This window comes from Cupriavidus sp. UYPR2.512, from assembly GCF_000379565.1.
Classification (GTDB): Bacteria; Pseudomonadota; Gammaproteobacteria; order Burkholderiales; family Burkholderiaceae; genus Cupriavidus.
Map to the genome: position 1 here is coordinate 51,704 of NZ_KB903064.1, position 17,826 is coordinate 69,529.

The 17,826-nt window shown below is 68.5% G+C and carries 16 protein-coding genes and 2 riboswitches; of the genes, 4 read left to right on the forward strand and 12 right to left on the reverse strand.

Going from position 1 to position 17,826, the window contains the following annotated elements; all coding sequences use genetic code 11:
• Nucleotides 1–30: 30 nt before the first annotated feature.
• From A3A5_RS0119940 to ahcY, 4 genes are all read right to left on the reverse strand, one after another.
• A complete protein-coding gene (locus A3A5_RS0119940) occupies nucleotides 31–390 on the reverse strand; it encodes a TfoX/Sxy family protein (RefSeq protein WP_018312295.1) in 360 nt (119 codons plus the stop codon).
• A gap of 8 nt (nucleotides 391–398) precedes the next feature.
• On the reverse strand, nucleotides 399–1,229 hold the full coding sequence (gene metF, locus A3A5_RS0119945) for a methylenetetrahydrofolate reductase [NAD(P)H] (RefSeq protein WP_018312296.1): 831 nt from the start codon (nucleotides 1,227–1,229) through the stop codon (nucleotides 399–401).
• Between the two features lie 60 nt (nucleotides 1,230–1,289).
• Nucleotides 1,290–1,640, reverse strand: a complete 351-nt coding sequence (locus A3A5_RS0119950; protein WP_011614424.1) for a phage holin family protein — start codon at nucleotides 1,638–1,640, stop codon at nucleotides 1,290–1,292.
• 81 nt (nucleotides 1,641–1,721) lie between these two features.
• Nucleotides 1,722–3,140: an adenosylhomocysteinase gene (ahcY, locus tag A3A5_RS0119955; protein WP_018312297.1), complete on the reverse strand. Its 1,419-nt coding sequence runs from the start codon at nucleotides 3,138–3,140 to the stop codon at nucleotides 1,722–1,724.
• A gap of 123 nt (nucleotides 3,141–3,263) precedes the next feature.
• Nucleotides 3,264–3,379, reverse strand: a riboswitch (S-adenosyl-L-homocysteine riboswitch).
• 58 nt (nucleotides 3,380–3,437) lie between these two features.
• On the opposite strand from ahcY, the gene thiD reads away from it, so the two are divergent.
• The gene (gene thiD, locus A3A5_RS0119960; RefSeq protein ID WP_018312298.1) at nucleotides 3,438–4,265 is read left to right on the forward strand and encodes a bifunctional hydroxymethylpyrimidine kinase/phosphomethylpyrimidine kinase; all 828 of its coding nucleotides are present in this window, start codon (nucleotides 3,438–3,440) and stop codon (nucleotides 4,263–4,265) included.
• 5 nt (nucleotides 4,266–4,270) lie between these two features.
• Nucleotides 4,271–4,705, forward strand: a complete 435-nt coding sequence (locus A3A5_RS0119965; RefSeq protein ID WP_026200940.1) for a PGDYG domain-containing protein — start codon at nucleotides 4,271–4,273, stop codon at nucleotides 4,703–4,705.
• 21 nt (nucleotides 4,706–4,726) lie between these two features.
• On the opposite strand, the gene A3A5_RS0119970 is transcribed toward A3A5_RS0119965, so the two are convergent.
• The 6 genes from A3A5_RS0119970 to thiC all read right to left on the reverse strand — a co-directional run bounded on the left by A3A5_RS0119970 (nucleotide 4,727) and on the right by thiC (nucleotide 10,814).
• Nucleotides 4,727–5,179 carry a PaaI family thioesterase gene (locus A3A5_RS0119970; RefSeq protein ID WP_018312300.1) on the reverse strand — a complete coding sequence of 151 codons (453 nt, stop codon included), beginning with the start codon at nucleotides 5,177–5,179 and terminating at the stop codon, nucleotides 4,727–4,729.
• Between the two features lie 242 nt (nucleotides 5,180–5,421).
• The gene (locus A3A5_RS0119975) at nucleotides 5,422–6,558 is read right to left on the reverse strand and encodes a thiamine phosphate synthase (RefSeq protein WP_018312301.1); all 1,137 of its coding nucleotides are present in this window, start codon (nucleotides 6,556–6,558) and stop codon (nucleotides 5,422–5,424) included.
• Entirely contained in the window at nucleotides 6,555–7,391 is an 837-nt protein-coding gene (locus A3A5_RS0119980) for a thiazole synthase (protein ID WP_018312302.1), read from the reverse strand. The genes A3A5_RS0119975 and A3A5_RS0119980 overlap by 4 nt, the downstream gene beginning before the upstream one ends.
• Nucleotides 7,392–7,394: 3 nt before the next feature.
• Nucleotides 7,395–7,592, reverse strand: coding sequence for a sulfur carrier protein ThiS (thiS, locus tag A3A5_RS0119985; RefSeq protein WP_018312303.1), 198 nt, complete (start codon nucleotides 7,590–7,592; stop codon nucleotides 7,395–7,397).
• 12 nt (nucleotides 7,593–7,604) lie between these two features.
• Entirely contained in the window at nucleotides 7,605–8,795 is a 1,191-nt protein-coding gene (locus A3A5_RS0119990; RefSeq protein WP_018312304.1) for an FAD-dependent oxidoreductase, read from the reverse strand.
• Between the two features lie 138 nt (nucleotides 8,796–8,933).
• A complete protein-coding gene (gene thiC / locus A3A5_RS0119995) occupies nucleotides 8,934–10,814 on the reverse strand; it encodes a phosphomethylpyrimidine synthase ThiC (protein WP_018312305.1) in 1,881 nt (626 codons plus the stop codon).
• Nucleotides 10,815–10,915: 101 nt separating this feature from the next.
• Nucleotides 10,916–11,017: riboswitch (TPP riboswitch) on the reverse strand.
• 198 nt (nucleotides 11,018–11,215) lie between these two features.
• On the opposite strand from thiC, the gene A3A5_RS0120000 reads away from it, so the two are divergent.
• On the forward strand, nucleotides 11,216–12,877 hold the full coding sequence (locus A3A5_RS0120000) for an acyl-CoA dehydrogenase family protein (RefSeq protein ID WP_018312306.1): 1,662 nt from the start codon (nucleotides 11,216–11,218) through the stop codon (nucleotides 12,875–12,877).
• 4 nt (nucleotides 12,878–12,881) lie between these two features.
• Here A3A5_RS0120000 and A3A5_RS0120005 read toward each other — a convergent pair whose 3' ends face one another.
• Complete coding sequence (locus A3A5_RS0120005; protein ID WP_018312307.1) at nucleotides 12,882–14,561, reverse strand: GMC family oxidoreductase; 1,680 nt, start codon at nucleotides 14,559–14,561, stop codon at nucleotides 12,882–12,884.
• Nucleotides 14,562–14,850: 289 nt separating this feature from the next.
• On the opposite strand from A3A5_RS0120005, the gene A3A5_RS0120010 reads away from it, so the two are divergent.
• Nucleotides 14,851–16,254 (forward strand): coniferyl aldehyde dehydrogenase, encoded by a 1,404-nt coding sequence (locus tag A3A5_RS0120010; RefSeq protein WP_018312308.1) that lies wholly within the window; start codon nucleotides 14,851–14,853, stop codon nucleotides 16,252–16,254.
• Here A3A5_RS0120010 and A3A5_RS0120015 read toward each other — a convergent pair whose 3' ends face one another.
• Entirely contained in the window at nucleotides 16,255–17,199 is a 945-nt protein-coding gene (locus A3A5_RS0120015) for a Kdo hydroxylase family protein (RefSeq protein ID WP_018312309.1), read from the reverse strand.
• Nucleotides 17,200–17,826 lie beyond the last annotated feature (627 nt).

The following is a 17,826-nucleotide window of genomic DNA, read 5'->3' on the forward strand; positions in this document are numbered from 1 at the left end:
GGCAGATCGGCGCGATAGCGGGACGTTGCCTCAGCCCGCATTCCCCAGCCGCAGCGCCGCCTCCACCGCCAGCTTCGCCCAGGGCGTCATCGCGCCGGGCGACTCCAGCGCCGCCGGCGGCAGGCTCAGGTAATGGCGCATGGTGACCTCGCGCTGTGCCGACTGGTAGCGGAAGGGCTCGCTGCCCTCGGCCTCGAACTTGCCGCGCGTGGCGTCATCCGCCTTCAGGTAGCAGGTGCCGCCCGACACCAGCGCAAACATCAGCCCGTCATAGAACAGGCCATGGCCGCCAAACATGCGCCTGGCGCTGACAGGGACAATGCGCGCCGCCAGCGGCCCCATCAGCTCGAGCAGGTGTTCGATGAAGGGATCGGGGCGGCGCGTGGCCATGGCGGGCTTTACAGCTTCAGGCGCTGCCAGATCGCCTTGGTGGCGCCGGCGGCATTGAGCGTGTAGAAGTGCAGGCCCGGCACGCCCGCGGCGAGCAGGCGCTCGCACAGCGCGGTGACCACGTCCAGGCCGAAGGCGCGGATCGATTCGCGGTCGTCGCCGAAGCTCTCCAGCCGCTTGGCCACCCAACGTGGCACCTCCGCGCCGCAGGTTTCGGAGAAACGCATCAGCTGCGAGCAGTTGGTGATCGGCATGATGCCCGGCACGATGGGCACATCCACCCCCATGGCGCGTACATCGTCGACAAAGCGGAAGTAGGCGTCCGCATTGAAGAAGTACTGCGTGATCGCGGAGTTGGCGCCGGCCCTGACCTTGCGCACGAAGTTCTCCAGGTCGTGGCGCGGCGATTTCGCCTGCGGGTGGTATTCCGGATATGCCGCCACCTCGATATTGAACCAGTCGCCGGTCTCGGCCCGGATAAACTCGACCAGTTCATTGGCAAAGCGGAATTCGCCGATCTCGCCCATGCCGGACGGCAGGTCGCCGCGCAACGCCACGATATGGCGGATGCCGCCGTCGCGGTATTGCTTCAGGATGTCGCGGATGCTCTCGCGCGACGAGCCGACGCACGACAGGTGCGGCGCGGCTTCGATGCCCTCGCGCTGGATCTCCAGCACGGTGTCGAGCGTGCCTTGCTGCGTGGTGCCGCCGGCACCGAAGGTCACCGAGATGTACTTGGGCTTGAGCGCAGCCAGCTGCGCGCGCGTATTGCGCAGCTTTTCCGTGCCCTCCGCCGTCTTGGGCGGGAAGAATTCAAAGCTGTAGTAGCGATCTTGCATGATGGTGGCGCGCAGCGTTGGCGCGGCGCGCGTTGAATGACCCGTGGATGCGCAGTGCCTTCAGGCAGTGCGTTCGCCCAGCAACAGGCTGGCCAGCAGCCACGAGATCACGCTGTACAGGATGGAGCCCAGCAGGGCCGCCCAGAAGCCACCGACGGTAAAGCCCGACAACAGGTTGCCGACAAACAGGAACAGCAGCGCGTTGATGACGAAGATAAACAGGCCCAGCGTCAGCAGCGTGACCGGCAGCGTCAGTATCACCAGGATCGGACGGATCAGCGTATTGACCAGGCCCAGCACCAGCGCCGCCAGCATCGCCGAGCCAAAGCTCTGGATGTGGATCGACGAGATGATGTACGGCAGCACGAACAGCGCGACAGCGTTGATGATCCAGACGACCAGTAGTCTCATGACGGCTCCTTGGACAACTTCAATGGCGGGGTTCCGCCCTCTCCCGTCGCGGGAGAGGGCAGTCCTGGCTTGCGGCGCGGATCAGTAACGGTAGTGATCGGCCTTGTACGGGCCTTCCTTCTTCACGCCGATGTACGCGGCCTGCTGTTCGGTCAGCTCGGTCAGCTGCGCGTTCAGCTTGCGCAGCTGCAGGCGCGCCACCTTCTCGTCCAGGTGCTTGGGCAGCGTGTAGACGCCGACCGGATACTTGCCGCTGTCGCGCTCCTGCCAGAGTTCGATCTGGGCGATGGTCTGGTTGGCGAACGAGCTGCTCATCACGTACGACGGGTGGCCGGTGGCGCAGCCCAGATTCACCAGGCGGCCCTTGGCCAGGATGATCAGCTTCTTGCCGTCGGGGAACTTGACGTGGTCAACCTGCGGCTTGATCTCATCCCATTCGTACTTCTCGATCGAGGCGATGTCGATCTCGTTGTCGAAGTGGCCGATATTGCAGACGATGGCCTGGTCCTTCATCTTCGCCATGTGGTCATGGGTGATGACGTGGTAGTTGCCGGTGCAGGTGACGAAGATATCGCCGTGCGCGGCGGCGTAGTCCATGGTCACCACGCGGTAGCCTTCCATCGCGGCCTGCAGTGCGCAGATCGGGTCGATCTCGGTCACCCACACCTGCGCCGACAGCGCGCGCAGCGCCTGCGCGCTGCCCTTGCCCACGTCGCCGTAGCCGGCCACGATGGCGATCTTGCCGGCGATCATCACGTCGGTGGCGCGCTTGATGCCGTCCACCAGCGACTCACGGCAGCCGTACAGGTTGTCAAACTTGCTCTTGGTCACCGAGTCGTTGACGTTGATGGCGGGGAACTTCAGTTCGCCCTTCTGCGCCATCTGGTACAGGCGGTGCACGCCGGTGGTGGTTTCTTCCGTCACGCCGCGAATGGCTTCGAGGTTGCGGCTGTACCAGGACGGATCCTTGGCCAGCTTCTCCTTGATGGCGGCGAACAGATAGGTTTCTTCCTCGCTGCCCGGCTTGGCGATGAGCGACGCGTCCTTCTCGGCGCGCGCGCCCAGGTGCAGCAGCAGCGTGGCGTCGCCGCCGTCGTCCAGGATCATGTTGGGGGTACCGCCGTCCGCCCAGTCGAAGATGCGGTGCGTGAAGTCCCAGTATTCCTTCAGCGATTCGCCCTTGAAGGCGAACACGGGGGTGCCGCCGGCGGCGATCGCGGCGGCGGCGTGGTCCTGCGTGGAGAAGATGTTGCACGAGGCCCAGCGCACGTCGGCGCCCAGTGCCTTGAGCGTCTCGATCAGCACGGCGGTCTGGATCGTCATGTGCAGCGAGCCGGCGATGCGCGCGCCCTTGAGCGGCTGCGCGGCGGCGAATTCGTCGCGGATCGCCATCAGGCCGGGCATTTCGGTCTCGGCAATGGCGATTTCCTTGCGGCCCCAGCCGGCCAGGTTGATGTCGGCGACGAGGTAGTCTTGCTTCAGGTCGGTCACAGCGTTCATGTTTCACTCCCGGTGAAGAGTGGCACGCAGGTGACGAGTACGGGGAATCTGGCAGCTGTGGCATGGCGCAAGGGCACATGCGAAGCACGCGGATAGGTCGACTCGCCTCCGTGCGAAACCACGGATCAGCGAGCGCCGTTGAAGACAGTCCGAGCCTGGCGGATGGCATGGGGCGGCTGTGCCGCCGGCCGCGCGATGTGCTTCGCTGGCCTCCATCCGTTGCAACGCTCCTCGGAGTGGCGGTATTGTAGCGTGCCCGGGCGCCTTGCGCACCGGCTCCCTCCGATTCCTGCACAGATGATCCCAACGCCACCCCGTACCCTGACCATCGCCGGTTCCGACTCCGGCGGCGGCGCCGGCATCCAGGCCGACCTGAAGACCTTTTCCGCGCTGGGCTGCTTCGGCATGAGCGCCATCACCGCGATCACCGCGCAGAACACGCTGGGCGTGACCGGCGTGCACGCCATTCCCGCCGACATGGTGGCCGCGCAGATCGATGCCGTGGCCAGCGATATCGGCGTGGACGCGGCCAAGACCGGCATGCTGGGGACCGCCGCCATCGTCGAGGCCGTGGCCGCGGCGGCGGACCGGCACGGCATCCGCAAGCTGGTGGTGGACCCGGTGATGATCTCGACCTCGGGCGCGGCGCTGTCCGATGACGCCACCACGCAGGCCATGGTGCGGCTGCTGTTCCCGCGCGCGCTGCTGGTCACGCCCAACCTGCCCGAAGCCTCGTACCTGCTGGGGCGCCGGATCGCGCACCGCGCCGACATGGAGCCGGCCGCGGCCGACCTGATCGCCATGGGCTGCCCGGCCGTGCTGCTCAAGGGCGGCCACCTGGAACACGGCACCGCCGCGGGCGGCCTGGACGACCTGCTGATGCTGGCCGACGGCAGCGTGCGCGTGTTCACGCATGCGCGTGTCGAGACCCGCAACCTGCACGGCACCGGCTGCACGCTGGCCGCCGCGATTGCCGCGCAGCTGGCGCGCGGCGATGCGCTGGAGACGGCAGTGGGCACGGCGCTGGACTACGTGGCGCAGGCCATCGCGGCGGGCGCGGGACTGCGGCTGGGCGCCGGCAACGGGCCGCTGAACCATTTGTTCGCGCCGCGCGCGCTGGGCTGACGGACATGACGATGCTGGCCGATATCGACCTGCGCAGCGACCCGGCTGCCGCGTTCTACCTCAAGCATGAAGTCGTCGACGTGGTGTTTGCCACCGAGCCCGGCGAGCTGATCAGCCGGGAGGGACCCAACCGCTACCAACCTGGCGATGCGCTGATCACCAGCGGCGGCGGCGACCGCTGGTGCGTCTCGCGCGACCGCTTCGACCCCAAGTACGAGGCCGTGCCGCCGCTGGCGCACGGCCAGGACGGCGCCTACCGCAACAAGCCGATCCCGGTGCTGGCGCGCGAGATGCACGAGGCCTTCAGCATCGCGCGCAGCGCCGGCGGCGACGTGCTGCACGGCAAGCCGGGCGACTGGCTGATGCAATACGCGCCCGGTGACTATGGCATCACCGAGCGCGCACGCTTCGAACAGGTGTACCGGCCGCTGCAGGACTGAGCGGCCAGGCCGACGCCAGGGTCAGTTGCCGCCGGCGGACAGCGGCACCAGCTTGAACGCGGCCCGTGCCACGCACACCACGGTGCCGTCAGCATCCTTGACCTCGCCCTCGCAGAATGCAATGCGCGCGCCGCGGCGCAGGCAGCGCGCCTCCAGCGTCAGCTCGCCGCGTGCTGCCGCCAGGAAGTGCGTGGACATGTCGATCGTGATCACGCCCGTTTCCAGCGGCGCATGCGAGCGCGCGGCACCGCTCAGGGTGAAGTCCAGCGTCGCCATCAGCGTGCCGCCATGCACATCGCCGCGGCTGTTGACCAGCGCCGGGTGCGCCGGCAGGCGCGTGCGGCACAGGCCTTCCTCGATCTGCACCGGCTGCAGGCCGAAATAGCGCATCAGCGGGACGTCGATGCCGAAGTAGGGCTTGTCGGGCGTGCCGGGGGCGACGGGGACGATTTGGGGGGCGGTGGGGCTGGACATGATGCGGAATGCTGGGTGGTTGGCCGGGAATGCTCGCTGCCATCATAGCGGCGGGGTCCGGTTTGGTTCCGGTGGCTGGGCGAATGTCGCACAAATCTTGGCTACGCAGCCCGCCGTAGCCAACGCCATGCGAACCAGGCTCCCCTCTTCCACAGGCGGGAGAGGGGAGCAAACCACTGGCTCAGAGAACCTGCCGCATAGCGATCTGCTGGCGGCACGCGGCGCCATCGCTGGCTCCGCGCTCAGGCAGCGGGGAACAGGCTGACCAGGCGGGCCACCGCGGCCGGCACGTCGTCGGCCTCAGTCACCGCGCGCACCACGGCGGCACTGCCGACGCCGACGGCCAGCACCTCGCGCATATTGGCGGCGTTGACGCCGCCGATGCCCACCAGCGACGGGATCACCGGCTGCATCAGCTTCACATAAGCGCGGAAGCGGCCAACGCCCTGCGGCTGGGTCGGCATCACCTTGGTGGTGGTCGGGAAGATCGCGCCCAGCGCCAGGTAGCTGGGGCGGATCGCCGCCACGCGCAGCATCTCGGCATAGCCATGGGTGGAGACACCCAGCCGCAGGCCCGAAGCGCGGATCGCATCGAGGTCGGCGTCCTCCAGGTCTTCCTGGCCAAGGTGGATGCCGTAGATGCCGCTCCGCTCGCCGCCGTTGGCGGCGCGGTAGTCGATAGCGGCCTGCCAGTGATCGTTGATGAACAGGCGCGAGGTCGATCCTTGTGCCGCCGTGGCCGCGCGCGCGATCTCGGCGCGCACCGCGGCCGGGTCGTCGGATTTGAAGCGCAGCTGGACCGTCGGCACGGCCAGCGGCGCCAGGCGTTCGATCCATTCGGCTGTCGGCACCACCACATACAGGCCCAGCGGGGGACACGGCGCGAACGGTGCCGCGGCCTGCTCGGGCGGCACCAGCGCGGCGTGCCGCACGTGCGGGAAGCGGGCAAAGTCGGACGGCCAGTCGGCCGAGCCCGGCTCCCAGGCGCGTGCGAGGCACAGCGCGTCGTGGGCGGGGAAATGCAGCGACAGGCAGGCCAGCAGCACCGCGACGAAGGCGGGCGAATGCGCCTGGTCGGTGTCAGCTGCGACCGAGAAGACCCAGGTGCCCATCGGCGAGCGCACGGTGTCGATCCACTGGCCGCCCTCGCGATCGGTTTCGATCAGCGTGGCGCCCGCCGCGGCCACGCGTGCGATTTGCTCTTGCGAGGCTTCGCCGTCGGCAAGCAGCACGTCGTGGGCGCCGGGTTGCGCGGGCGCGTCGGCCAGGCGCCAGGCCTGCCACGGTTTGTCATCGACGCCGAAGGTCTCGCCATAGTGTTCCAGCACCGCCTGGCGCAGCGGGCCGTCGCTGGCGGCATGCACGGCGCGGCGGGTCATGCGCGCTGCTCCGTGCTGTCGGCGTGCCAGAACGGCATGCCGACCACGGGGGTGCTGGCCTGCGCCACCTCGCGCTCGGGCATCGGCCCGGCCAGGTAGGCGGTGCGGCCGGCCTCAACGGCCTGCGCAAAGGCGCGCGCCATATTGACCGGGTAGGCAGCCTGCGCCACCGCGGTATTGAGCAGCACGCCGTCGTAGCCCCACTCCAGCACCTGCGCCGCGTGCGACGGCAGGCCCAGGCCGGCATCGACGATCAGCGGCGTGTCGGGCAGGCGCTCGCGCAGCACGCGCATCGCGTGCGGGTTGACCGCGCCGCGGCCGGTGCCGATCGGGGCCGCCCATGGCATCAGCGCCTGGCAGCCCACGTCGAGCAGGCGGCGGCACAGCACCAGGTCTTCGGTGCAGTATGGCAGCACCTTGAAGCCTTCCTTGATCAGGGTCTCGGCCACGGTGGGCAGGTTCAGCGTATCGGGCTGCAGCGTGTAGTCGTCGCCGATCAGCTCCAGCTTGATCCACGGGGTCTCGAAGACCTCGCGCGCCATCATCGCGGTGGCGATCACCTCCTGCGCGGTGAAGCAGCCGGCGGTATTGGGCAGCACCGGCACGTCCAGCGCCTTGAGCATCTGCCAGAAGGCCTGGCCGCCCTCGCCAGCGCCCACCGCGCCCTGGCGGCGCAGCGCAACGGTGATCATGGCGGGCCTCGCGGCCTGCACGGCCGCCTCCAGCGTGGCCGGCGACGGGTAGCGCGCGGTGCCCAGCAGCAGGCGCGAGCCGAATGACTCGCCATACAGCACGAACGGGTCGCGCAAGGTTTCGGAAGGTTCGAATGTCATGGGTCAGCCTCCCGTCACGGGTTGCACGAGGTCGATGCGGTCGCCGGCCGCAAGGGGGGTGTTGGCGTGCGCGGCGCGCGGCACGAACTGGCCGTTGACCGCTGCGGCAAAGGGGGGCGCGATCTGCGCCGCGCTCACCGCGTCCGCCAGCGTGGCGGAATCGGCAAGGGCGAGCGGTCGGCCGTTGAGCAGGATATCCATGTCAGTCATGCGTTAGTGCAGCAGCCCGCCTGGCGCGACCATGGTGGCCGCGGGGGCTTCTGATACTGCCTCGATCATGCCAGGCCAGCGCAGCGCGGCCGGCACCGCATGGGCGGCGGGATCGCCCTTGAGCAGCGCGCCCACCACCGCGCACGCGGCCTCGGTCACCGCCGGCGCAATCAGAAAGCCATGCCGGTACAGCCCGTTGACGCGCACCACGCGTGCGCGCTGGTCCACGCGGATCGCGGGCAGGTGGTCGGGCCGCGTCGGGCGCCGCTGCACGTTCAGCTCCAGCACGCGCGCCTCGCCGAAGGCGGGATGCAGCGAATGCGCCGCCGACAGCAGCTCCAGCGCGGAACGCACGCTCATGGGCGAATCATCCTCGCTTTCCAGCTCGGTGGCGCCGATCACGTACAGGTCGTTGGGCTTGGGCGCGATATAGATTGGGTAGCGCGGATGCAGCAGCCGTACCGGCCGGTGCAGCCTGACGTCGGGCGCATGCACGCGCACCACTTCGCCGCGCAGGCCGCGCAGGCCCGGCTTGTTGCCGCCAGGCTGCGCAGGCCATGCGGTGCGCCCACCCAGGCCGCGGCAGTCCAGCACCACGTCGGCGCGGATGCCCAGCGCAGGCAGCGAGCCGGCATCGACTTCGCCGGCCTCCCAGACGCAATGCACCCCTTCGCTGACCGCGCACGACAACAGCGCGCGCAGCGCGCCACGGTTGTCGAGCTGGCCTTCGCCGGCCAGCAGCAGGCCCTGCGGGAAGCGGCCCGCCAGCGCGGGCTCGACTTCGCCCACGCCCTTGCCGTCCAGCGCGCGCAGCCGCTGCGACACCAGTTCGGGCGGCGCCACCGCGCGCACGCGGCTGGTGAACAGCGACATCTCGGCGCGGTCGCGCGCATGCCAGACCACCAGCGTGCCATCCTCCTGGAAGAAGACCGGCTCAGGCAATTCGGCCAGCCACGCGCGCCACAGGTCGACGCTGGCGATGCCCAGGTCGACGATGCGGCGCTCGGCAATGGCCGATTCCGCCAGCGGCGCCAGCATGGCCGCGGCCACATAGGCGGCCGAGCCCGCGCCGTCCGGGCCGGCCCGCTCCACCAGCGCCACGCGGGCGCCGCTGCGGACCAGCTGCCACGCGGCCAGGCGGCCGGCAAGTCCGGCCCCGAGGATGGCGACGTCAAACGACTGCACTGCTGTCATAAGGGGGGTTGTGCCGGACGCGCCATGCGGCCGCGTCCGGCCTCCTTGTTGTCGGTGCCGCCGCGCGGGGCGCTGCGCGGCGGCGGATCATGCGCGGGCATGGGTTGCGACGCCATGCCCGTACTGCCTGTCACGGCATCACGAGTAGATCTTGCTGCCCTTCTTCAGGAACTCGATCGACTTCTCTTCCATGCCCTGCTTCGCTTCCTTGGGCAGCGACGCCGCGTAGTCGCGCACTTCCTGCGTGATCTTCATCGAGCAGAACTTCGGCCCGCACATCGAGCAGAAGTGGGCGATCTTGGCGCCTTCGGCCGGCAGCGTGGCGTCGTGGTACGAACGCGCGCGTTCCGGATCCAGGCCCAGGTTGAACTGGTCTTCCCAGCGGAACTCGAAGCGTGCCTTGGACAGCGCGTTGTCGCGCAGCTGCGCGCCCGGCCAGCCCTTGGCAAGATCGGCTGCGTGCGCGGCGATCTTGTAGGTGATGATGCCCTCGCGCACATCTTCCTTGTCCGGCAGGCCCAGGTGCTCCTTGGGCGTGACGTAGCACAGCATGGCGGTGCCCATCCAGCCGATATTGGCCGCGCCGATGCCGCTGGTGATGTGGTCGTAGCCGGGGGCGATGTCCGTCACCAGCGGTCCGAGCGTGTAGAACGGCGCTTCATAGCAGTGCTTCAGCTCTTCATCCATATTGGCCTGGATGCGCTGCAGCGGCACGTGGCCCGGGCCTTCGATCATCACCTGCACATCGTGCTTCCACGCCTTGGCCGTCAGCTCGCCCAGCGTGCGCAGCTCGCCGAACTGGGCGTCGTCGTTGGAGTCAGCGATGCAGCCCGGACGCAGGCCGTCGCCGAGGCTGAACGACACGTCATAGGCCTTCATGATTTCGCAGATCTCGTCGAAGTGCGTGTACAGGAAGTTTTCCTTGTGGTGCGCCAGGCACCACTTGGCCATGATCGAACCGCCGCGCGAGACGATGCCCGTGACGCGGTCGGCGGTCAGCGGCACATAGCGCAGCAGCACGCCGGCGTGGATGGTGAAGTAGTCCACGCCCTGCTCGGCCTGCTCGACCAGCGTGTCGCGGAACATCTCCCAGGTCAGGTCCTCGGCGATGCCGCCGGTCTTGTCCAGCGCCTGGTAGATCGGCACCGTGCCGATGGGCACCGGCGAGTTGCGCAGGATCCATTCGCGCGTCTCGTGGATGTGCTTGCCGGTCGACAGGTCCATGATGGTGTCGGCGCCCCAGCGGATCGACCACACCATCTTTTCCACTTCCTCGGCCAGCGACGAGGTCACCGCCGAGTTGCCCAGATTGCCGTTGATCTTGACGCGGAAATTGCGCCCGATCGCCATCGGCTCCAGCTCGGTGTGGTTGATGTTGGCGGGGATGATGGCGCGGCCCGTGGCAATCTCGTTGCGCACGAATTCCGGCGTGATGTCTTCCGGACGCAGCGGCAGCCCGGCGCCCAGCGCGTTGCCGGGGTGCTGGCGCAGCAGCGCCTTGTATTCGGGCTTGTCGTACAGCGCCTGCAGGTTCAGCGATTCGCGCAGCGCCACGTATTCCATTTCCGGCGTGATGATGCCCTTGCGCGCATAGTGCATCTGCGACACGTTGGCGCCAGCCTTGGCGCGGCGCGGGTTGGTCAGCTGGGCAAAGCGCAGGTGAGCAGTCGCGGGATCATTGGCGCGGTCGCGGCCATATTCCGACGACAGGCCCTTGAGCACTTCGGTGTCGCCGCGCTCGTCGATCCACTTGGCGCGCAGCGCCGGCAGGCCGGCCTTCAGGTCGATATGCACGTCCGGGTCGCTGTATGGGCCCGAGGTGTCGTACACCGGGATCGGCGGATTGGACATCTCGCCCTTGTCGGTGCGCGTCGAGGTCTGCAGGATCGTGCGCAGCGGCACGCGGATATCCGGGCGGCTGCCGGTCAGGTAGGTCTTGCTGGAAGCCGGATAGGCGAATTTCTGGTCGAGGTCGCTCTCGAGCGATTCGAAGGATGCAGCGGGGGCAGTACGGGCCATGGGTGTCGTCCTCTCTCTTGCGGGGGTGGACGAAACCAGGAGCCTTGTGAGCGCTGCCTGGGGCCTGAGGCCTGGGGCGGCGAGTCCCGGAGGGACTGGAGACTTGGTCTTGTGAAACTTCCCACGCCGGTACTAGCCGGATCGGGTTCGAAGGGACTCTCTCAGCCGCACGGCCCATCCGTACGGCACCCCTGTTTCATCCAACGGGGTGAATTTAAGCACAAGGTGCCGGTGGGCGCCAGTGCCAGTTCCCTGCCGCTGGTGGTGCCACACCTGTGCGAAAAGGTATCGAATCGCGCATGCTGCGCCGCAAAAATCGCCAGCAAGGGGACAACGGCGCACTCAAACAGCGGCGACGTGCTCTACCATGCAGTAAGACGCGTTCATCTTCCGATCCCGCCATGACCGAAGCTGCCACCCACCGCGTGTTCAACCAGGTGCCCGATCTCGCGCACTACAACCTGTTCGCCACCGATCCGGCACTGCGCGGCGCGCTGGAGCGGCTGGGAGGCGGCTGGCATGCCGGCGCGCTGGGCCAGTTCGGCGCGCGCCTGGGCGAGCCGGAAGTCCAGCAATGGGCAGCCGATGCCAACCGCCACACGCCCGAGCTGCACACGCACAGCCGCACCGGCGAGCGCATCGATGCCGTGGATTTCCACCCGAGCTGGCACGCGCTGCTGGGCTTGCTGCGCAGCCAGCAGCTACAGGCCCTGCCCTTCGCCCAGCCGCGCGCGGGCGCATGGGTGGCGCGCACCGCCGGCTACTTCCTGCAGGCGCAGGTGGAATCCGGCTCGCTGTGCCCGCCCACCATGACCTTCGCCAGCATCCCGGTGCTGCGCAAGGAAACCGCACTCTTCGCCGAGCTCGAGCCGCGCCTGTATGCGAGCGAGCACGATGCGCGCGACCTGCCCTGGCGCGACAAGACCGCGATCATGATCGGCATGGGCATGACTGAGAAACAGGGTGGCTCGGACGTGCGCGCCAATACCACGGTGGCGCGCGCGGTGCGCGGCGAAGGCCGCGGCGCGGAGTACGCGCTGACCGGGCACAAGTGGTTCTTCTCCGCGCCGATGTGCGATGCGCACCTGGTGGTGGCGCGCATGGGCGCCGAAGACGGCGCGCTGTCTTGCTTCTTCGTGCCGCGCTTTCGCGACGACGGGAGCAAGAACGCGGTGCTGATCCAGCGGCTCAAGGACAAGCTCGGCAACCGCTCCAATTCCAGCAGCGAGGTGGAATTCCGCGACGCCACCGGCATCCTGATCGGCGAGGAAGGCCGCGGCATCCCGACCATCATCGAGATGGCCACCAGCACGCGGCTGGACTGCGTGATCGGCAGTGCCGCGATCCTGCGCGCGGCCTTTGTGCAGGCGCTGCACCATGCGCGCCACCGCAGCGCCTTCGGGCGCCTGCTGGCCGACCAGCCGCTGATGCGCAATGTGCTGGCCGACCTGGCGCTGGAATCCGAAGCGGCCACGCTGCTGATGATGGAGCTGGGCCACGCCTTCGAGCACGCGGACGATGATCCGCTCGCGGCGGCATGGAAGCGCGTGGTCACCCCCGCGGCCAAGTTCTGGGTCTGCAAGCGCACGCTGGAGGCCACCGGCGAGGCCATGGAAGTCTGGGGCGGCAACGGCTACGTGGAAGAAGGCCCGATGGCGCGGCTGTACCGCGAGGCGCCGGTCAACTCGATCTGGGAAGGCTCGGGCAACATCATGTGCCTGGACGTGCTGCGCGCCATCCAGCGCAATCCCGACGATGCCGCACGCTTGCTGCAAGACCTGTCGCGCCGCGCCGGCGGCCATCCGGCGGTACGCGCAGAGCTGGCGTCGCTGCAGGCTATGCTGCACGAGAACCCCGAGCTGCTGGAAGCCAATGCGCGCCGCTTTGCGCAGGGGCTGGTGCTGACCGCACAGGCCGCGCTCATGCTGGCGCATGCCGATACCGAGAATGCCGAGCTGTTCGTCGCCAGCCGGCTGGGACGCCAGCACGGGCGCGTGTTCGGCACGCTGGATGCGGATGCCGACGTGCTCAAGCGGGTGTTCTCGCGCGGCTTCGAAAGCTGACGATTCAAGCCTCCATCGATTCCAGCACCCGCAGCATCACCCGCGGCGCGTAGCGGATCAGGTCATGCGCGCGCTCGCCGATCATGATGGCGGGCGCATTGATGTTGCCGCCGATCAGGGTCGGCATCACCGATGCATCGACCACGCGCAAGCCCTCGACGCCGCGCACGCGCAATTGCGGGTCCACCACCGCCATCGCATCCATGCCCATGCGGCAGGTGCCCACCGGGTGGTAGATGGTGTCGGCATGCTCGCGGATCATCTCGCGCACGGCAGCGTCGTCGCTGCCATCGGCACGCAGGCCGGCGGAATATAGTTCGCGCCCGCCGAAGCCGGCCAGCTGCGGCTGCGCAAAGATGCTGCGCACGATGCGCACGCCAGCCACCATGTCGTCCAGGTCGCGCGCATCGCTCAGGTATTGCGGGTCGATCAGCGGCGCGCGCCGGATATCGTGCGAGGCCAGCCGCACCTCGCCGCGGCTGCGCGGGCGCAGCACGCAGACATGGCAGGAATAGCCGTGGCCGAAGTTCAGCCGGCGCATGTGGTCATCCGCCATGCCGACCACGAAATGCAGCTGCAGGTCGGGCTCGGGCAGGTCCGGGCGGCTGCGCAGGAAGCCGCCCGCCTCGGCGAAGTTGCTTGACAGCATGCCGGTGCGCTCACGCCGGTAGCGCAGCATTTCAGACACCAGCCGCGCCAGGCCGCCGAACGACACGCCGAACAATTCAGGCACGGCCACGCGCTTGTGCAGCACGATGTCCAGGTGGTCCTGCAGGTTGGCGCCCACGCCGGGCAGGTCATGCACGACGGTGATACCGTGCTCGCGCAACTGCGCGGCGGGGCCGACGCCCGACACCATCAGCAGCTGCGGCGAGCCGAATGTGCCCGCGCACACGATCACGTCGCGGCGCGCGCGCAGCACTTGCCGGCGGCCCTCGCGCACCACCTGCACCCCGGCCGCATGGCGGCCTTCAAAAACAATGCGCAGCGCCTGCGTATCGGTCAGCACCTGCAGGTGCGCGCGGCCGCCGTTGCAGGCCCGGTCGCGCTTGTTGCCACCGTGCAGGTAGGCGCGCGCCGCGTTCCAGCGCTCGCCCGCGTGCTGCGTGACCTGGTACCAGCCCACGCCCTCTTGCTCTTCGCCGTTGAAATCGTCGTTGCGCGGGAAGCCCGCCTGCTGCGCGGCCTCGATGAAGCGTTCGGCAAAGGGGTTGGGGGTGCGCAGGTCGCTCACGTGCAACGGGCCGTTGCCGCCGTGCAGCGGGTCGTCGTCGCTGCCGGCCAGGCGTTCATTGCACTCGGCGCGGCGGAAGTACGGCAGCACGTCGTCCCATGACCAGCCGTCGCAGCCGGCGGCGGCCCACGCGTCGTAGTCGGCGGCACGGCCGCGCGTGTAGATCATGGCATTGATCGAGGAACTGCCGCCCAGCCCGCGCCCGCGCGGCTGGTAGCCGCGGCGGCCGTTCAGGCCTGGCTGCGGCACGGTTTCATAGCCGTAGTTGCGTGCCCCCGCGCGCGGCAGCAGCGCGGCAAGCGCCGCGGGTGTGCGTACCAGCACATGGTGATCGTGGTGCCCGGCCTCGACCAGGGCAATGGTGTCGTCGCCGCTGTCGGCAAGCCGCCCCGCCAGCGCACAGCCCGCCGAGCCCGCGCCGACGATGACGTAGTCAAAGGTGGTTTCCATCTGTCTCCCCGCGAGTCCGCAGGCGGCGCGCGTGCGCGCCCTGTCCGTCCGGCGGATGGCAAGCTGTGAGATTCAGTGTAGGCGCTAGCCCGGACGGTGGAGAAGCCCGGTCGCGCGGGCCGCCGGCGCTGCGCAGACGGGCGTTTGAATTGGCCTTCTGGTAGGAAACTTCCATTGCCACGGCTGGCACGCTACCTTATCGTGCGCGGGAACACACAGACCGCTGCACCGCCACCCGCCGCGATCCACATCCACTTTTCCCGCACGTCCCTTGCCCAGGAGCGCAGCAATGCGAGAAGTCCCCGACCTGTCGTCCGTCTTTGGCGCCATGCACGCCGCGTCACGGCGCGACCAGTTGCCCGCCTGGACCGTGCGCGCCGACCGCCTGCAGCGCTTGCGCCGGCTGGTGACAGAGAACGAGGCTGCCATTGCCGCAGCCATCCACGCGGACTTCACTAACCGGCCGCGGCAGGAAACCGCGCTGCTGGAGGTATTCCCGAGCCTGGGCGGGATCGACGACGCACTGCGCCACGGCAAGCGCTGGATGCGCGTGCGCCGCGCCGCCACTGGCTTCTGGTTCCGCCCGGGCCGCTCGCGGCTGGTGCCGCAGCCGCTGGGGGTGGTGGGCATCGTGGTGCCCTGGAACTATCCGCTGTACCTGACGGTGGGGCCGCTCGCCGGCGCGCTGGCGGCGGGCAACCGCGCCATGGTGAAGCTGTCGGAATACACGCCGCGCTTTGCGGCCTTGTTTGCGCAACTGGTGCCGCAGCACTTTGCGCCGGACGAGATCGTGGTGGTCAACGGCGATGCCGAGGTGGCGAGCGCTTTTACCGCGCTGCCCTTCGACCACCTGCTGTTCACCGGCTCGACTGCGGTCGGCCACCATGTGATGCGCGCGGCTGCCGCCAACCTGACGCCGGTGACGCTGGAACTCGGCGGCAAATCGCCGGCGATTATCGGCGCCGGCGCCGACCTGCCGCGTGCGGTGGAGCGCATCCTGGTGGGCAAGCTGATGAACGCGGGCCAGACCTGCATCGCGCCAGACTACGTGCTGGTGCCGGAAGACTTGCGCGGACAGCTGGTGGAGGCGGCACGCCAGTGCGTGGGCCGGCTCTATCCGGACCTGGCGCGCAACGGGGACTACACCAGCATCATCAGCCCGCGCCACTTCGCGCGCCTGGCGGCGCTGGTGGATGAAGCCGCGGCACAAGGCGCGACCGTGGTGCCGCTGTCCGATGCGCAGCCGGACGCGCAGGCGCGGCGCCTGCCGCCGGTGCTGCTGCTGGACGTGCCCGCAGGCGTCACGGCGATGCGCGAGGAGATCTTCGGGCCGGTGCTGCCCGTGGTGACATACCGCACCCTGGACGAGGCGGTGGACTACATCAATGCGCGCGCGCGCCCGCTGGCGTTGTACCTGTTCGAGCGCGACCGCGGCGCCATCGGCCATGTGATGAAACAGACCGTTGCCGGCGGCGTCACCGTCAACGACACGCTGTTCCATATCGCCCAGGACGGCCTGCCCTTCGGCGGGGTCGGCGCCAGCGGCATGGGCGCCTATCACGGCCAGGCGGGCTTCGACACCTTCTCCAAGGTGAAGCCGGTGTTCCACCAGGCCGGCCTGAACGGCGCCGGCCTGCTCAAGCCGCCTTACGGCAAGACCTTCGAAACCATGTTGCGCCTGCTTTTGCGTTGATCAGGACACCAGCATCGGCCGCCCGAGCATGCGCGACAGCACCGCCTCGGGCGAGTGGGTGTGGTCGGAAATCGCCTGCGGCGCCAGGTAAATGGTCTGCTCCATCATCGCCCGTCCGCGCATGGCCGCGTGCAGCAGCTGGTCGCTGAAGACGATCCAGGTGGAACCCGGCGGGAAGTGGAATTCCTGCTGCGGCACCTTGGCCTGGTAATCCAGGTCGGCCTTGGCCAGGTCATGCAGCTGAAGCATGCGGTGGTCGTATTCCGAGCGCTTGCGCTTGGTGATATGCAGCAGCTTCATCAGCGCCGCCTGCCCCGGCCACATGCCATGGGTCTTGGGCACGAACTTCTGCGCAAAATCGCCGAACGGCTCGCCCACGCGCCATACGCGCGCCGCGGCCGGGTCGATATTGTGGAACACGCGCAACAGGCGCTTGCCCAGCATCGGGTTGGACGGGAACGAGTCCACGTGCAGGCGGGTGTCGTCCTTGCGCCAGCTGACGGGGCGCCCGGCGATCTCGCTGGGCCGCAGCGAGGTGCCGGCGCGCGTCATGTGCGGGATGTATTCCGGGAACAGCGTGCGCACCAGCAATTCGCTGTTGTCGGCGTAGCGGCGGATCAGCGTGTACAGGTCCGCCAGGTCCTGCGGGCTGCCCTGGGCGCCACGCACCGCGGTGTCGTCGGCGCGCAGGTTGATGTTCTTGGACTTGCCGTCGGAATAGCGGCTGTCCAGGAAGCGCTCTTCACCCGGCTCGAAGCGGAAATTCAGGTTCGGGAAGTACAGCACGGCGCCCTGCTCCAGCTCGCGGCGCAGCGTGGCGCGTTCCTCGGCCGTGACCTGCGGCGCCCAGTCGGTATGCGGCTGCGTGCGGATCAGGTTGAGCTGGCCGGCGGTGGCGGGCGGCTGGGTTGACGTCGAGGGGGCAAGGACAGGCGCTTCGGACATGGCATCCTCTGGAAACGGTTACCAGTGTTTGGAGTTGGCCGCCGGCGTGGCGGCTGGGGATGGCGGGATTTTACTCCCTGCCGCTTGTGGTGGCGCCCGGGTCACGCGGTTGGTCGAGTGGGATTGATCGAGCCGGTATGTTTTTGGTTCATTGGCTTGGGGGTATGCCCTTGGTTGTCGTGCTTGGCGGGCTTGGGCTGTTTCGCCGGCGTAGCCGGCGAGTCACTTTTTGTCCGAGCGACAAAAAGTAACCAAAAAACGCGTCGCCTGAGCGGCTGGCAATCCATTCCACGGCGTTGGTGGTTCCCGCGGCGGTGCTTGCCGTTCGATGTGGTTGCCCGTNCGAGCCTGCTACGCCATGTGAGTCAGGGGCAGTGCCTACGTTAACCCACTATTGAACGATCCCCATGCAGGGCGTAGGCCGCCTGCTGCCAGCCGCATCGCGGGGACGCCTACGGCTGCGCTGCGCGCCGGCCCTAAGCAGAGCGACCGACCACTTCCAATCGCGTTGGGTTCGGCATCATCCGCGACCACGCGGTGCGAGCGCAGCGATGCACTCCGTGCCCGGGCCCTCCGACCTGAGATGCTGCGTGCGCGCAGCGCAGCCGAAGGCGTCCCACCGATGGC

Bases quoted from the DNA above. Each gene is read 5' to 3' on its own strand.
- A3A5_RS0119940 (WP_018312295.1), bottom strand. From the start codon at position 390: ATGGCCACGCGCCGCCCCGATCCCTTCATCGAACACCTGCTCGAGCTG.
- A3A5_RS0120010 (WP_018312308.1), top strand. From the start codon at position 14,851: ATGCGAGAAGTCCCCGACCTGTCGTCCGTCTTTGGCGCCATGCACGCC.
- A3A5_RS0119990 (WP_018312304.1), bottom strand. From the start codon at position 8,795: ATGACAGCAGTGCAGTCGTTTGACGTCGCCATCCTCGGGGCCGGACTT.
- A3A5_RS0119950 (WP_011614424.1), bottom strand. From the start codon at position 1,640: ATGAGACTACTGGTCGTCTGGATCATCAACGCTGTCGCGCTGTTCGTG.
- A3A5_RS0119975 (WP_018312301.1), bottom strand. From the start codon at position 6,558: ATGACCCGCCGCGCCGTGCATGCCGCCAGCGACGGCCCGCTGCGCCAG.
- A3A5_RS0119970 (WP_018312300.1), bottom strand. From the start codon at position 5,179: ATGTCCAGCCCCACCGCCCCCCAAATCGTCCCCGTCGCCCCCGGCACG.
- A3A5_RS0119965 (WP_026200940.1), top strand. From the start codon at position 4,271: ATGACGATGCTGGCCGATATCGACCTGCGCAGCGACCCGGCTGCCGCG.
- thiS (WP_018312303.1), bottom strand. From the start codon at position 7,592: ATGGATATCCTGCTCAACGGCCGACCGCTCGCCCTTGCCGATTCCGCC.
- thiD (WP_018312298.1), top strand. From the start codon at position 3,438: ATGATCCCAACGCCACCCCGTACCCTGACCATCGCCGGTTCCGACTCC.
- A3A5_RS0120000 (WP_018312306.1), top strand. From the start codon at position 11,216: ATGACCGAAGCTGCCACCCACCGCGTGTTCAACCAGGTGCCCGATCTC.
- ahcY (WP_018312297.1), bottom strand. From the start codon at position 3,140: ATGAACGCTGTGACCGACCTGAAGCAAGACTACCTCGTCGCCGACATC.
- A3A5_RS0120005 (WP_018312307.1), bottom strand. From the start codon at position 14,561: ATGGAAACCACCTTTGACTACGTCATCGTCGGCGCGGGCTCGGCGGGC.
- A3A5_RS0119980 (WP_018312302.1), bottom strand. From the start codon at position 7,391: ATGACATTCGAACCTTCCGAAACCTTGCGCGACCCGTTCGTGCTGTAT.
- A3A5_RS0120015 (WP_018312309.1), bottom strand. From the start codon at position 17,199: ATGTCCGAAGCGCCTGTCCTTGCCCCCTCGACGTCAACCCAGCCGCCC.
- metF (WP_018312296.1), bottom strand. From the start codon at position 1,229: ATGCAAGATCGCTACTACAGCTTTGAATTCTTCCCGCCCAAGACGGCG.
- thiC (WP_018312305.1), bottom strand. From the start codon at position 10,814: ATGGCCCGTACTGCCCCCGCTGCATCCTTCGAATCGCTCGAGAGCGAC.